General features: G+C 61.7%; 14 protein-coding genes and 1 pseudogene. 6 read left to right on the top strand and 9 right to left on the bottom strand.

Annotated features, from left to right (window positions below):
- The first annotated feature begins 15 nt into the window (after positions 1–15).
- Positions 16–543: a GNAT family N-acetyltransferase gene (locus tag ALI44B_RS00675; protein WP_077052876.1), complete on the top strand. Its 528-nt coding sequence runs from the start codon at positions 16–18 to the stop codon at positions 541–543.
- Here ALI44B_RS00675 and ALI44B_RS00670 read toward each other — a convergent pair.
- From ALI44B_RS00670 to ALI44B_RS00630, 8 genes are all read right to left on the bottom strand, one after another.
- Positions 540–917: a hypothetical protein gene (locus ALI44B_RS00670; protein WP_077052875.1), complete on the bottom strand. Its 378-nt coding sequence runs from the start codon at positions 915–917 to the stop codon at positions 540–542. The genes ALI44B_RS00675 and ALI44B_RS00670 overlap by 4 nt on opposite strands.
- 116 nt (positions 918–1,033) lie before the next feature.
- Positions 1,034–1,654, bottom strand: coding sequence for a TetR/AcrR family transcriptional regulator (locus ALI44B_RS00665; RefSeq protein ID WP_083709355.1), 621 nt, complete (start codon positions 1,652–1,654; stop codon positions 1,034–1,036).
- Between the two features lie 33 nt (positions 1,655–1,687).
- Complete coding sequence (locus ALI44B_RS00660) at positions 1,688–2,347, bottom strand: DUF998 domain-containing protein (protein WP_083709353.1); 660 nt, start codon at positions 2,345–2,347, stop codon at positions 1,688–1,690.
- Between the two features lie 127 nt (positions 2,348–2,474).
- Positions 2,475–3,716 carry a DUF418 domain-containing protein gene (locus tag ALI44B_RS00655; RefSeq protein WP_083709351.1) on the bottom strand — a complete coding sequence of 414 codons (1,242 nt, stop codon included), beginning with the start codon at positions 3,714–3,716 and terminating at the stop codon, positions 2,475–2,477.
- Between the two features lie 241 nt (positions 3,717–3,957).
- Positions 3,958–6,126, bottom strand: coding sequence for a CapA family protein (locus ALI44B_RS15440; RefSeq protein ID WP_083709350.1), 2,169 nt, complete (start codon positions 6,124–6,126; stop codon positions 3,958–3,960).
- On the bottom strand, positions 6,123–7,124 hold the full coding sequence (locus tag ALI44B_RS00640) for a D-alanine--D-alanine ligase family protein (protein ID WP_077052872.1): 1,002 nt from the start codon (positions 7,122–7,124) through the stop codon (positions 6,123–6,125). The genes ALI44B_RS15440 and ALI44B_RS00640 overlap by 4 nt, the downstream gene beginning before the upstream one ends.
- The gene (gene alr / locus ALI44B_RS00635; RefSeq protein WP_083709348.1) at positions 7,013–8,272 is read right to left on the bottom strand and encodes an alanine racemase; all 1,260 of its coding nucleotides are present in this window, start codon (positions 8,270–8,272) and stop codon (positions 7,013–7,015) included. Before alr ends, ALI44B_RS00640 begins: the two co-directional genes overlap by 112 nt.
- A 156-nt stretch (positions 8,273–8,428) precedes the next feature.
- Positions 8,429–9,046, bottom strand: a complete 618-nt coding sequence (locus ALI44B_RS00630) for a M15 family metallopeptidase (RefSeq protein ID WP_077052964.1) — start codon at positions 9,044–9,046, stop codon at positions 8,429–8,431.
- Between the two features lie 86 nt (positions 9,047–9,132).
- Here ALI44B_RS00630 and ALI44B_RS00625 point away from each other — a divergent pair, with 86 nt between their 5' ends.
- The 5 genes from ALI44B_RS00625 (at position 9,133) to ALI44B_RS16030 (ending at position 13,497) form a co-directional block, all read left to right on the top strand.
- Positions 9,133–9,828, top strand: a complete 696-nt coding sequence (locus ALI44B_RS00625) for a response regulator (protein ID WP_077052871.1) — start codon at positions 9,133–9,135, stop codon at positions 9,826–9,828.
- A 34-nt stretch (positions 9,829–9,862) separates the two neighbouring features.
- Positions 9,863–10,948: a sensor histidine kinase gene (locus ALI44B_RS00620; protein ID WP_353615657.1), complete on the top strand. Its 1,086-nt coding sequence runs from the start codon at positions 9,863–9,865 to the stop codon at positions 10,946–10,948.
- 281 nt (positions 10,949–11,229) lie between these two features.
- A complete protein-coding gene (locus ALI44B_RS00615; protein ID WP_238591940.1) occupies positions 11,230–11,796 on the top strand; it encodes an aggregation-promoting factor C-terminal-like domain-containing protein in 567 nt (188 codons plus the stop codon).
- A 117-nt stretch (positions 11,797–11,913) separates the two neighbouring features.
- The gene (locus tag ALI44B_RS00610) at positions 11,914–12,372 is read left to right on the top strand and encodes a hypothetical protein (protein WP_077052868.1); all 459 of its coding nucleotides are present in this window, start codon (positions 11,914–11,916) and stop codon (positions 12,370–12,372) included.
- A 342-nt stretch (positions 12,373–12,714) separates the two neighbouring features.
- On the top strand, positions 12,715–13,497 hold the full coding sequence (locus tag ALI44B_RS16030; protein ID WP_179100176.1) for a hypothetical protein: 783 nt from the start codon (positions 12,715–12,717) through the stop codon (positions 13,495–13,497).
- A gap of 231 nt (positions 13,498–13,728) precedes the next feature.
- Here ALI44B_RS16030 and ALI44B_RS16330 read toward each other — a convergent pair.
- A pseudogene (locus tag ALI44B_RS16330) lies at positions 13,729–13,932 on the bottom strand (NUDIX hydrolase); the annotation flags it as partial.

Below are 13,932 nucleotides of genomic sequence, written 5' to 3'. Positions count from 1 at the left end.
GTATAGCCTGATGCGGTGATCACGACCAAACGGCTCCACTTGCGTCGATGCCTGCCGAGCGATGTCGACGCCGTTTTGGCTTATCGATCCCGCGAAGACGTGGCGGAGCATCTCTCCGCCGGCGTGTGGTCACGCGAGAAGACACTGACCGAGCTCGAAACGTATGCGTCGGCGCCCTTCGCCGCGCCTGGCGACGAACTCGTCCTGCTCGTGGAGACACAGGAATCCGGTGAGGTCGTCGGCGAGGTCGGCCTCGTGTGGCTTGACGAGCCCGCCTCCACCGCCGAGGTCGGCTACGTCTTCAATCCCGAATACGGCGGCCGCGGTTATGCCACGGAAGCAATTGAAGCACTGGTGCAGGCCGCGTTCGTGAAGTTCGGATTCGATGGCGTTATCGCGAAGACCGACGAAGACAACCGCCCGTCACGAGCGCTGTGCGAACGCATCGGCATGCACCTCACCGACATCTCGCCCAGCCCGGATGGGCGCGGCGTTAACGAGTGCACCTACAGCCTTCACAACCCAGCGGCGCCTCGCGCTTAACCTAGCGGCGACGTCGCAAGCACCAGAGCGAGCCAGAGAACGAAGGACGCCAGCGGTGCCGCGAAACCCACCACGACAGCGACGGTGCCATTCCTTCGGCCACGGCGCTGGACCGTTGCGATGATTCCCTGGATCGCACCCCACAACGCCATACCGACCCACGCCAGCTGCGACCCCATGACGATGAACACGGTAAGCAGCAGAGTCTGTTCCTCGTTGGTCAGACCGGTGTTCGAGCGCACCTCGAGCGGCCCGAGATGTAGACCTGTGAAGACCGATGCGGCGAGAGATCCGACGGCCCCCGCCACGGACAAGACTAAAGCGACCGTGCCCAGTCTGCTCGAGCGGATGTCGTGGCTAGCGTGCGGAATCATGCAACCTACCCTGCCAGGTTTCGACCACATTCCGTGAAAACAGAACCGTCGAGACGACAAGCCTCCCTGCAGAGCGAGCTCACGTTTCACGCATCCAACGTCTGGTGGAGCATCCCCTATCGGACACGTGCCTGCACGATGCGTCGGGCGATTCCGACATACTGGCGCGCAAGGTGCTCAGGTTTGTCCTTGTCGGGGTCGAACCAGAAGGGGACGAGCTGCGCCATTCCTTCAAGTGCGTGCGCGGTGATTTCCAGGTTAACGATGTCGAATAGACCATCCGTCACGCCTTGCGCGAGAACCGCGCGTAGCAGACGGGCGGCTTCAACGGTTGGTGCCGTTGCCGGCCCGGCGAGTTCGGTTTCAAGGGCCGACATCTCCCGGTTCGTTACGATCGCAAGAAGTGGATGTTCGGCGTGCGCAATAGTGGTCGCCCTAATAATGGCGTCTAAGCGGTCAGTGGGTGCAGTCGCGTTACCGAGAGCAGTAGTGATGCGTCCTAATAGCTCGTGACTACCGCGAGAAACGAGTTCAGCGAGAATGTGCTGCTTCGAAGGGAAGTGAGAGTACAAGGTTGCCGAGTTGACGCCTGCACCCTCGGCGATAACGCGGATGGAGGTGCCATAAAAGCCTTGCGCGGCGAGGGAGACCAAAGCGGAAGTGAGTATCCGCTCCTTCGTGCTCGAATGGGCCGGGTACCCAGGGATAGTCGGCTGCAGGGCGGGATCTAGGGGCATTTCGGATCCGTTGATTGGTCAGGAGGCGGCGGTTCACGCCACAAAACGTTTTATTCTGGCAGTGCGGACGAGGAGCACGGATGCAGTCAGCAGCCACGCGAAGATCGAGTAAACCGCCATCCGCTCGAAGACCGCCGAGCTGAACAGCAGACAGCCTCCTAGGGAAAGGATACCCACGATTCCGAGGACTTTCGCGATCAGCGCGAACCAACCAGGTAGGCCCAGCTCGCGGGTATTAGCACCAGTGATAATACCGAGCACATTTCCAGCAAGGATCGCGACGACTGCCCCGAGAACGTGGAACACAATCGTCCCGTTGTCAGCTGACTCGATACCGCCATGGAAAGTCGCTACCAGGAGCATGCCCAGTGCGAGCAGACAGCTGAGAACCGTTGCGAGGATGCGGCGCCCGCGAGGAAGTGCCACAGCGAACAGAGCAACGGCAGCGGCGACTGAGACCCCCATCACGGCGAAACCAAGATTCATGACCCCATGTTGAGGCGAACACATCACACGACCGCTGAAAGTCGAACCGCACACCGTCGTACCGAGATCGCTAATGAAATTCACCCCATAGTCATAGATCCCGGCCGTCCACGCCGTGGCCGAAATCGCTTCACAAGCTAGGAAAACGAGAGGGCCGAATGCGGCCAACACTCCTGATGCGTATCTTGCTTTAACACTGAACTTCATTTCTTCTCCAAACGGCACGTGAGGGCACGCGCCCGTAAACTGATTCCCAACCAACCAATCGATTGGTTGGGAATCAGTTTACGTTACGAGGCTTGTGCGGCGTTCGGGCGCGTAACCGTTGCTGGTTCTAGCCTTTACTGCGGGTGATAAGACGAAAGCTGATGTCCCAGACGTATTCCAAGGGTCCCTTTCGGAACTTTCGCATCCAGAGTTCCGCGAAGAGGACGAGAAGCAGGGTGATCACCGTGAACATGGCCACAGTTCCGATCACAGGGTCGACCATGCCTGAGAGGGGGCTGTTCCCGATCAATGACTGAGCGACGCGTCCAAGAATGTTTTGCAGCACGTAGCAGGTCAGGGCCATCTGACCAATGGCGGAGAGGCGGCGCCCGACGAACCCAATTCGATGGCGTTGATAGAACGAGGCCATCAGTCCGAGTACCCCGAAGGCAACTATCGGCGCTGCAACGTATCTGCCGAAACCTGACGTGTCGCCAGTGACGAAAGTGAAGATATCCCAGGGGAGGCCGACGCCGAAGCCAATGACCATGAGCCACTTCCGCAGGCGGGCGCCGCGGGCCTCAAATAGACCGTTCCGGTAGAGCATGGCTCCGAGGGTGAAAACCGCGAGGCCGAGTGTGATGATCGTCCCGACGTCGCCCCCGGGAGTGATGGCGGCGAACACGGTCAGAAAATTCTCGTGGACGGTCTGCCAGTAGTTGGGCCGCCCCTCGTAGACGGGGAATTCCCCGGGAAGCACGATTCCAGGTAGTTGTGTCGATCCTGGAGCGAAAACATCGACAGTGAGGATGGTGAGGTGCGTTGTTAGTGCTAACCCGATGAATATCCACTGTCGCTTTTCCGGCAGTAAAAGAATGAAGGCGACGATGAAGCCGACGATCGCGTAGGCCCGGAGTACGTCGAACTGGACGACGAGGATGTAGTTCAGGGCGCCGTCGAGGAAGAGGAGACCTGCTCGGATGGGGTATGTGCCGGGCCAACGGCGTCCACGCCGCTTAGCCGACTGGCGCTGGATCTCCAGCCCGATCCCAAACATGATTGTTAGCAGTCCCAAAAATTTACCGTTCGGGATCCAGTCCAAGAGACCTTGCCACCAGATGTCGATCACGCGGTCTCCGGTGAAGGACACAAACAGCCAAATGTTGCTTGCGAGGGTGCCGATGATGGCGACCCCGCGAATCACGTCGAGCGAGGGAATACGGCGCTGTTGTCGACCCGAATTCCGAGGCGGCAACTCCGTCCGACCTGCCTGTTCGGGATGGATGGTTGTGGCTGAAGTAGACGGCGTCGATGGCCCTGTAATGCGGCGGTATCGGGGTGGGGGAAATGGCGGAATGCGGTCTGTCATTCCCCCAGTCAACGTTCTTGGATGTTGCGGGCCCGTATGTCTTTATCGATACACGGACGGAACGTCCCAGCTCGTATAAAAGCACCTTGGATGCGGGGGTTATGCAACGGTTGTTGCTCGGAGTAGTGCGCCTCCCCCGAGGTTCGGCTTGGGGCTAGCAGAAGCAGGAGAGCGCCCCGATCACCACCAGTTCTGACTGATCGAGAGGACGGAGAAGATTCTTGAGTGTGCGATTTCGTGGCTAAGGCGCGGTGAGCGCACCGTCGCTACCAATGATCGCGGCCGTTTGGGGAAAGTCTCGATTGCCTTTTTCGTTGATGAGCTCGGCTGCCCGGTTTTCGGAATCGGGCAGGGGTACTCCGTTGCCGTAGTCGAACCGGACAGACTGAACGTGTCCGGTGATTATTGTTCCGTCGGAGCGGAATCTAAGCGCGAGGTAGGCGCCGTAACGGGTAGAAGCGTCTTTACCGAAAACACCCCCGCCGCCGAAGTTTCCGAGGCTGTAGGCAATCAGACGGCCGCCGTACCACTCCATGCCTCGAAGAACGTGCGGCCCGTGACCGATGACGGAATCTGCGCCTGCGTCGATGGCGGCGTGTGCGAACGCGATCGGGTCTCCCCGGTTCTCCCCATACATGGTTTCAGTTCCGGGAGTCACGGCATCTGCGGCGGGGCCTTCGGCGCCCATGTGCGCGTGGACAATCACAATGTCCGCGTGTTCGGTTGCGGTGCGCACGATCGTGCGCAGATGTCGCAGATCGGTAACCCTGTTGAAGCCCGTATAAGACGTGAAACCCACGATCGCCACGGTGGTATCGCCGACCTGCGTGTAGGCAATCTCGTTGCGGTCGCCGACGGCACGAATGCCAGCGATTTCGAGCGCCGTGCGGGTGTTGTCGTAGCCCGCTTGCCCGAAGTCCCGAGTGTGGTTATTCGCCAGATTCAGGATGTCGAAGTCGGCCAGACCGCGGGCAGCCGCCGGGTCGCTACGGAAGGTGAGGCAGTCCGTGGCTTGCCCACATTTGTCGTATCCCGTGTCGTCGGAGATTGCCTGCTCGAGATTTCCGGTGACGATGTCCTGCGCGAACCAGGGCCGGACGTTGTCGAGGTAGCTGGCGGCATTGTCGGCCGGAATGGTGTGCTCTACGTCATAGAGCAGAATGTCACCCGTCGCGCCGACGCTGACCTCACCGGCTCGAGCGGCGGGCTGTTTCGGGATTTCGGATGGAAATGGTGGAAGCGCTGCAGCACTGGATACGCCGATGCCAACGAGTATGAGGGTGAGGGTCGCGACGGGGGTGCGCCACGGGAGACGACGTCCCGGGCGGGTCGGGGCACCAGGTCGCCCAGTTGGCCCAGAATGCGTCGCCGGGTGCCGCTCCGGTAGGTCGAGCAACCAAGACAGCCGGTCCCGCGCGATCAGCTGTCCAAGCGTTGTACTGACCAGGATGATAGACGCGGTGAGAAGGATAGGCAGAGTGACCGCCGCGGCCAGTTGCACGGCCATTCGCGCATCCGATATCAACCCCACCGCGGCAGCGTCGGCGAGAGCCAGGATAGGCATATGGATGACGTAAATCGGAAGCGTTCTCGCACCGAGCCATGTCAGGCCCTGGCCGAGCCGGGCAGTTCTCGCAAGCAACGGTGCGACCGCTACGCCAGCAACGACGCCGATGAGAGAGATGGTGGGCCACACGCCGGGCACCGCTTCTGATCCTGTCACCCGCACAATGGCGAAAACTGCGAGGTAGAGCACGATGAACGCCGCTGCATGGAGCGGGCGGGCATGACCGGCGAAGCGTTGAATCTGCGCAGAGAATCGAACGCCAAGTAGAAAGAAGAGCAGGTTGGCTATGAGCGAACCGCGGTTGCTGACGATGTCGACAAGTCCGGCAGCGACTGCCACTGACAGCGACGCGGCGACGGTGAGGACAACCCAGGACGGCAAACGCCGGGACCCTTTGGCCGCGATGAAGTACAGGGCAAGGGCGTAAAGGTACCAGGCGTTTGGGGGGCTGATCGTGATGGCCTCGAAGAACTCCGCCAAGCCACGCGGAATAAGGGTCGGGAAGTCCGGGAATGCCCACATCGTGACGGTGTGGATCAGGGTCCACAACAGATATAGGTACAGGTAACGCACGACACGGCCCCGGAAAACCGCGGCCCAGGGCCGTGCGACTGCGCCCGCAGCGAAGCATCCGGAAATAAGGAAGAACAGTGGCATCCGAACCGGGTGGGTGACGTCCGCGATGAGACCCCAAGCGCCGGGTATTGGGATGTCAATGCGCCAGTCGATCTGCAGATAGGTCTTCAAGACGACATGCCAAAAGACGACAAGGATGATGAGCAGGCCTTTTGCTGCGTCTGCCCATGCCAGTCTGCCGGCAGGTGCGTGCACCGCGGCAGTCATGCGCGCCGCGTAGTCGGCTCGACCGTGTTGCCGGAAACGGAACAGCTGACGGCGTCGAGGAGTTCTGCGATGAGGCCGGTGTAGCTGAGGCCAATCGTGGCGTACATCAACGGTACTTGCGAGTGCTCGGTCATCCCGGGTGATGTGTTCACCTCGTTGAGAATGGGTCCGGAGTCGGTGAGGAAGAAGTCGAAGCGGGCAACTCCTGCGCATTCCAGTGCCTCGTAAAGCAGGGCCGCAGCGGTTCGGATTGCTGACTCATCTGCGTCGCTGATCCGTGCGGGCACGGTGAACTGTGCCCTTCCGTCGTACTTCTCTGCAGCGCCGAATACTCCCCCGGAGGTTACGTCGATCTCCAGGACCGCCCCCAGACGGAGCGTGCCGTTCCGGTCCCGGAAAGCGGCGATGTCCAACTCCCGCCCCACGACATACTCTTCGACCAGCACGGAGTGGCCATATTTCCGCGCTTGGGCGACAGCTTTTGCGATGTCGTCGGGGTCGGCGACAACGAAGACGCCGTTGCTCGAACCGCCTGTGGCTGGTTTTACGACGAACGGGGGTTGGAGACTGGTCGTCGTCGCCTCGGACCCGGGTTGGACGAGCTGCGACTTCGCAGTGGCAATGCCCAGCGATTCGGCGATGAGCTTGGTGACGTGCTTGTGTATCCCGAGTGCCCCAGCTCGCACCGGTGAACCGGCGAACGGGATGCCCGATAGGTCGAGCAGGCCCGCGATCGTGCCATCTTCGCCCCGGACGCCGTGTAGCACTGGGAATGCAATGTCACAGCCGGTGAGTATCTCGATGGCGCGATGCGCCGGAACGTCGGTACCGCTCTCGTCCCGCCATGTACCGTTTTCGGTGATGGTGAGTGGGACGGCGGTGAGGTTCAGTTCGCGGATGGCTCGTGTGACGGCGGCAGCGGATGCAAGGGAGACGTGATGTTCGTCGTTCGCTCCGCCACCGATAACGGCGATTCGGCGGTACGTGGGCTGGGGCATGAGGTGTCTCCTTGTTGCTGGTGCGGTTCTTGGCGCGTTGTGTCATGGGTGCGTTGAATGCGGGAGTTCCAGGAGCCCACCCGGGTGAGGATTTCGTGTTCGATCGTGTTCGACCATTGCGCCCATTCGGCGACGGTCGGTTCCCCTTCTCGTCCGGGGCCGAAGATGGTGACCGTTTCTCCGGGATGAAGGAGGTCGTCGCCGGTGTCCACGACGACCATGTCCATCGAGAACCGGCCCACCAACGGGCGTCGTCGCCCCCGTACAAGCACTTCTGCTTGCCCGGACGCGCTGCGGGGAAGTCCGTCCCCGTAGCCGAGAGGCAGGAGCGCCATATGGGTGCGGGCTGTGGTGATGAAGTCATGCCCATAGCCGATGCCCGCATGTGTGGGCACTTCATGGGAGGAAACAACAGCCGTAGTCAGCGTCAGAGCAGGCCTGAGGAAGCTTGTTGTGCCGGAAGGGTCGATACCAAACAGGCCCGCACCGATTCGATGGATCCCGAGACTGCCACCCGCGTTGGTCAGCGTCGCCGCCGTTGCGGCGAGGTGGGTTAGCTGGGGGTTCAGTGCTCGCCGCCTAGCGGTGCGAACCGCGTTCTCGAAGACCAAACGTTCGCGCGCGTTCTGCGGGTTACCCGGGTCGTCCGCACACGACATGTGTCCCATTACGCCGACTACGCGGATCGTGCCAGCGGCCTCGTGCTCGCGGGCGAGCGTGCACAGGGCTGCCCAATCATGAACCGGGCAACCGTCCCGGTTGATTCCTACGTCAACGTGCAGGTGCACGCGCGCCGTTTTGCCGGTACGTCGCGCTGCCTGCGCAACGGCATGGAGCAGTTCGAGGTTGGGCACCGCCAGATCGATACTCTCGCGCAGGGCCGTCTCAAAGTCTGCGCCTGGGGTGTTGAGCCAGCTGAGGATAGGGGCACCAATACCGGTGGCGCGTAGCGCGAGTGCCTCGTCTATGCATGTGACACCGATTGAGCCAGCGCCGGATTCGAGCACCGCTCGTGCGATGTCCCCGTGTCCGAAAGCGTCGGCCTTGAGCACGGCCATGAGTCGTCCTCGGGTTAGCGAATGGAACCGCAGGGTGTTTTCGCGGATCGCATCGTCGTGAACGATGAGCGCCGAGGTGGGTGATCGCATGTGATCAAGTCAAATGATCCGCGTGTTGCGGCAATGTATCGGGTTTTCGATACAAGGACGATATGTCAGCGCCATTTCCTTGGGTGGGGTGTCCAAGAGGTCAGAACTGGCCAGCAGGCGAGGCGGCCATCAGTGCGGCGGAGAGCGGAGACAGCCTCACGGTTGCATTCTTGGGTCGTGCGTCGGGTCGAGGTATTGGTCCGGGCACCCCTGGGACACGGCATCCGGAATAAGCTCAAAATGCCACCGCTCGTTCACGTAGATCTGGCACAACCCGTATGCCGAACCATGGTCGGGTTCACCGAGCCAGAGATAGCCGTCCATCCCGCCGATATCGACCGCTGTACCGGTCACATGTGCTGAGGTTTCCGGGGTAGCAACCCACCGAGCAGCTTCTTCACGGGAGCCGTATTCCAGGACAGCGTTATCCAAGAGCCGGTTCTGAAGCACGGCCGAACGCCACCCACTGGTCACCACCAGCTGCACATCGTCCTCCTCGAGAGCTGCCCGGGATGCCTGCTCCACCGCGGCCCGCAGCGCAGGATCGAGATTTGCGATGCCGGGAAGGTTCTCATCGAACACCGTCGCGCCGTCGGGCAGGACACCTTCAGCAGCATCGCTCCCGACGGTTTGCGCAAAGCCATCCTGGGGCGCGGACATCGAGCCGCCGTCGGCCAGCTGACAACCCGCCAAACCAGTGCCTACGAGAGCGAGCAGAGCGAAAGGAACAAGGGTACGTGAAGCCAGTCGACGGGCATTGGTGAGTCGTGTCATGTGCTCAGCACACACGGGCCCGTGTTACATGGTCGTATGGGCTTTTCGATACGCCGACGATAAGCGGCACGCCGTACCCTGAGATCATGCGTGTGTTGATCGTTGAGGACGAACCGTTCATGGCCGAAGCCGTGCGTGACGGACTACGACTCGAAGCTATCGCGGCCGACATTGCGAACGACGGACACACCGCTCTATACCTACTCAGTATCAACGAGTACGACATTACGATTCTCGATCGTGATGTTCCCGGCGTCTCAGGCGACGAGATCGCTAAACACATCGTCGCGTCCGGCACGGGGATGCCGTTCCTCATGCTCACTGCCGCCGACCGTCTCGACGACAAAGCATCCGGATTCAGCCTTGGCGCTGACGACTATCTCACCAAGCCGTTCGAGTTGCCGGAGTTGGTAATGCGGCTCCGTGCTTTAGACCGCCGAAGGGCGCACAGCCGGGCCCCGGTCCAGGAAATCGCCGGTCTACGACTCGACCCCTTCCGTCGCGAGGTGTACCGCGAAGACCGGTACATCGCACTCACCCGCAAGCAGTTCGCTGTGCTCGAAATCCTCATGGCAGCAGAGGGCGGGGTAATCAGCGCCGAGGAACTTCTACGGAAGGCCTGGGATGAAAACGCCGATCCGTTCACCAACGCCGTCCGGATAACGATATCGGCTCTCCGGAAGCGCCTCGGAGAACCGTGGCTCATTTCCACGGTTCCGGGCGCGGGATACCGCATTTACGCGGACACGGACGTTCCGTCCAGTGGCACCTCGCATGAATAGGGCTCCCGGGCCGAGTGCGCGCCTAAAGTTTGCCTTGAGCTACGTCTGGTTAGTCATGCTGGCCGGGGCGTTGCTGCTGTCTGTGGTGTGGGTGTTTTTGTTGCGCTATGTCCCCCCAAGCTCGGCGAGTGGACGTGATGGTTTCTCGCCGGGCAGGGGCGACCTGATTCGGGCTTTCATTCCTGCTGCTACTGGCGCGTTCGTGTTCCTGTTACTCCTCAGCTTGGCCGGCGGATGGGTTCTGGCTGGTCGCATGCTGGCGCCCCTCAACCGCATGACGGCCGCTACACGAGAAGCCGCTACGGGTCACCTCTCGCACAGGATCCGGATGAAAGGTCGGCAGGACGAGTTCCGCGAGCTCGCCGACGCGTTTGACTCGATGCTCACTCAGATCGAGGCCCACGTTTCGGAGCAGCAACGATTCGCCGCTAACGCCTCTCACGAGCTACGCACCCCGCTTGCCATCATGCAGACCCTCATCGATGTCGCCCAACACGACCGAAACAGAGATCACGCAGCAGATCTCGCCAGACTCAAAGAGACGAACACCCGTGCCATAGAGGTAACCGAGGCGCTGCTCCTGCTGAGCCGCGCTGACAAAGACATTCCTACACGCGAGGCCGTTGATCTGTCTCTATTCGCCGAGCAGGCCGCCGAAACACTTCTCCCTCTCGCCGAAGCGCACCACGTGCGCATCGATATCGATGGTGACATCACTATGGCGACCGGTTCACCGCCGCTCCTGCTTCAACTGATCGCAAACCTCATCCACAACGCCATTGTTCACAACCACCCCGGCGGAGGAAGCGTCCAGGTGACGACACAGGAAACCCCAGCTGGCGGGGTCCTTACCGTCGAAAACACCGGCACGGAACTCACCCCTGAGCGGGTGGCAATGCTGACTGAACCATTCCTCCGCGGCACCGACCGTGCACGCACCGAGGGCTACACCGGAACGGGACTCGGGCTTTCTATCGTCGAGCGAATCATTCAGGCACACCACGGCACCCTCGGGTTGACGCCTCGCGAAGGCGGCGGACTCCATGTGCGGGTTGAGTTTCCACGAGAGCCCACAGCGACAAACGCCGGCACGGTTGGCCCGGTGCCCTCAACCGAGTGACACGGGTAGAAAGCGGTCATTGAATCGTCGTGGTGAATGGCGTGTTCGAGGGGTTCTCAAGCAAGAGGCGTCCCCGTCGAGTGACCACGCCTCCGCGCAGATCTTCACGTAAGTGACGTTCAGCCCACCCGCGTATGGTGAATGGTATGGGGAAACATCTTGCCGCTCACAGCGTTCTCACTCGGCCCGCCGGCCACGCACGTCGAAGCTTCCGTCGACCGATATCTCGTGGCCGCGCCGTACTCTCTGCATTCGCTTTCGCAGCCGTCGGAGCCGTGTGCGTGGTGAACGTCGTCGACCCGACCGCCGGTGCCATCGCATCGCCCTACTTCCAGCCCGCAGGACGGTTCGATGGCGAGGCCACGCAAACCGTGACCGCGACGGGCAGCTACGACACGGCTTTCGATCGTGACGGCTACACGGTGGCTCTTGCGCCGAAACCGGTCATCACACCGCCACCCGTCGAGACCACACCCGCAGCGAAGGCACCGAAAGCCGGAAAGCCTGCTCCCACGGTTCCGACCGGCCCGGTCGCCGCCCCGGACCCGGGCTCCGCGAAAGCGATCGCCCGCGAGATGCTCGCCGCTCGAGGCATGGGCGACGACCAGTACTCGTGCCTTGTGTCGTTGTGGAACAAAGAATCAGGATGGCGGGTGAACGCTGCGAACCCGTCCTCCGGTGCGTACGGCATCCCACAGGCATACCCCGGTACGAAGATGGCTTCGGCTGGCGCCGATTGGCAGACAAACCCTGTCACGCAGATCACCTGGGGGCTCGGCTACATCGCCGCCCGATACGGCAGCCCGTGTGGCGCATGGGCCCGCTCGCAAGCCGTCGGCTCGTACTAGACCGGCACCGGGCGGCGCTCGGTGAACCATTCGGACGATGAATGAGACATCCTTCGGATGACAGTGCAGACCCCCTGGGGTGACGCGTGTCCGAGCGGCAACCGGTTGGCTCTTCCTATGACCACTCGAACCACCCCCACAGCCTCTCCCCGAACCCGAACCATCCTCGCCGCAGCCGCCCTCACTGCCAGCGCTGCTGTCACTCTCAGCGGTTGCTCGCTCATCGAAGCCGCACAGACCAAAGATGCGTCCTACCAATTCGACACCATCGCAGAAGCCCGCAAGTCCGATGACGGAGTCCGGTTCCCCGGCTTCATCACCGGCGACAGCCGAGACGTTGAACTCTTCGCCAAACTCGATGACTTCGGCGCCGCCGCCCGATGGACCAGCGAGAACGGCATCACCGCTGAGTACTGCACGCCCGGCCCGATCGAGGGCAAAAGCGCCGTCGAGCCGGCATGGTGGCCAACCGACATCCCCGAGACGGGTTGGGACTGCGACCGGTGGATGACGTTCGAGAAGGACGGCACCTACTACGCCTGGGATACCGCTAGCGGTGACCCCAAAGGCAACTAAGTACTGGAATCTGCGACCACAACTTACGAATCGGTTTCGGCTGGTCCAATAGGGTCGAAAGGTGAGTTCGAAACCTCGCTCCGCCTGGGATGACCTCGCGGCCGCCCTGATCGTCTTCGCTGTTTTTGCTTGGGAATTCGTCGTTTTGCTGCTGATCGACCCATTTCTCTGCAGCGAAGAGAATGACACTGCGGCGCCGATCTGGCATCACGCGATCACCGCCGCAGGTGGGGCTCTCAGCGCGGCTCTCCTATCGCGAAGCGCCGCGCGGGTTGGCGTGTTCACTGATCGGAAGAACGCAGCGCCAGCCGGTTCCGTGACGATACGCACCCTCGTCGTCGTGTGGCAGCCGCAGCGGCCGCTGTTCTCATCCGGGCGGTCGCGTTCGGCGAATTCAAGATCAGTGCAGAGATCGTCGACATCATCACCGACTCGGGAAGCTTGGCCCGCTGTTTTTACGTGAAAAGCGTCCGGTGGAGCATCCCCTACCGGACACTACGTGAACAGGACAGATGCAGGGGCGTCAGGCCCCACGTCGATGATTGCGACCTTGCGCCCGAGCAGTTGGCCAACGATCTGCTCCAGCGTCCGGATGTCGCGAAGCCGTCCCAAGTCGTCTCGCTCAAGCACGAATATGCGTTCGTCCTCGCTGGTGACGGGCAGCGTTCGAATCGCCCCTTCGTAGCCAGCGAGAGCGAACGCGCCCTCTACGGCGGTGCGCTGACCTATGTTGAACACGCTTCGATGGTAATGCCGCGTTCATCCGTGTTGCATTCAAGCCGATCGGCTTATGGCCGTCCCGTAGACCATCCCCTACCGGACACCGAGCACGCGCGGCCGCTAACCGATCGGCGACGTCGCCAGAACGAGAACAAGCCAGAGCACGAAGGACACCAGCGGCGCCGCGAAACCCACCACGACAGCGGCGATGCCGCTCCTTCGGCCACGGTGCTGAACCGTTGCGACAATCCCCTGGATCGCACCCCACAATGCCACGCCGACCCACACCAGCTGAGACCCCATCACGATGAACACGGCAAGCAGCAGGACCTGCTCCTCATCGGTGAGACCGGTGTTCGAACGCACTTCCAACGGCCCGAGGTTCAAGCCCGCGAACACCGATGAGGCACAAGACCCGACGGCGCCCACTACCGCCAACACGAGAGCGACCGTGCCCAGCCTGGTCGAACGGATGACGCGGTTCCCCAGCTCATTCATGCAACCTACTTTGCCAGGCCGGCGCCGAGCCCCGTGAACACAGCACGGTACTCCTCGCTAGCCAACTCGATCCATTTCACGCCTCGGGTGCCCGGCCAAGCATCCCTTATCGGACGCCACCCGAGCCCCACGGCGGCATCACATTACGAGGGGGAACAAGTGTCGATCGCGAAGTTGAGGGTCATCGCTGATATTCACCCAGGCGCCTTCGACGATCGGTATGTTCTCCGAGACCCATACGCCGAAGTGTGCGTGCGGCGTCGGCCAGGCGTAGTCGTCTTGGCGTGATTCGACGACGTTCCTTACTGCCCCAGCAAAGACGAGGCCAGTCCCGTGGCCGGT

It is taken from the genome of Leifsonia sp. ALI-44-B (genome assembly GCF_001984125.1).
Classification (GTDB): domain Bacteria; phylum Actinomycetota; class Actinomycetes; order Actinomycetales; family Microbacteriaceae; genus Okibacterium.
This window is presented reverse-complemented; position numbering and strand designations above follow the sequence as displayed.

Excerpts from the sequence above, each read along its gene's own strand:
- ALI44B_RS00630 (WP_077052964.1), bottom strand. The coding sequence starts at position 9,046 with ATGACACGACTCACCAATGCCCGTCGACTGGCTTCACGTACCCTTGTT.
- ALI44B_RS00670 (WP_077052875.1), bottom strand. The coding sequence starts at position 917 with ATGATTCCGCACGCTAGCCACGACATCCGCTCGAGCAGACTGGGCACG.
- ALI44B_RS15440 (WP_083709350.1), bottom strand. The coding sequence starts at position 6,126 with ATGACTGCCGCGGTGCACGCACCTGCCGGCAGACTGGCATGGGCAGAC.
- ALI44B_RS00610 (WP_077052868.1), top strand. The coding sequence starts at position 11,914 with ATGACCACTCGAACCACCCCCACAGCCTCTCCCCGAACCCGAACCATC.
- ALI44B_RS00625 (WP_077052871.1), top strand. The coding sequence starts at position 9,133 with ATGCGTGTGTTGATCGTTGAGGACGAACCGTTCATGGCCGAAGCCGTG.
- ALI44B_RS00665 (WP_083709355.1), bottom strand. The coding sequence starts at position 1,654 with ATGCCCCTAGATCCCGCCCTGCAGCCGACTATCCCTGGGTACCCGGCC.
- ALI44B_RS00655 (WP_083709351.1), bottom strand. The coding sequence starts at position 3,716 with ATGACAGACCGCATTCCGCCATTTCCCCCACCCCGATACCGCCGCATT.
- ALI44B_RS00640 (WP_077052872.1), bottom strand. The coding sequence starts at position 7,124 with ATGCCCCAGCCCACGTACCGCCGAATCGCCGTTATCGGTGGCGGAGCG.
- ALI44B_RS00660 (WP_083709353.1), bottom strand. The coding sequence starts at position 2,347 with ATGAAGTTCAGTGTTAAAGCAAGATACGCATCAGGAGTGTTGGCCGCA.
- alr (WP_083709348.1), bottom strand. The coding sequence starts at position 8,272 with ATGCGATCACCCACCTCGGCGCTCATCGTTCACGACGATGCGATCCGC.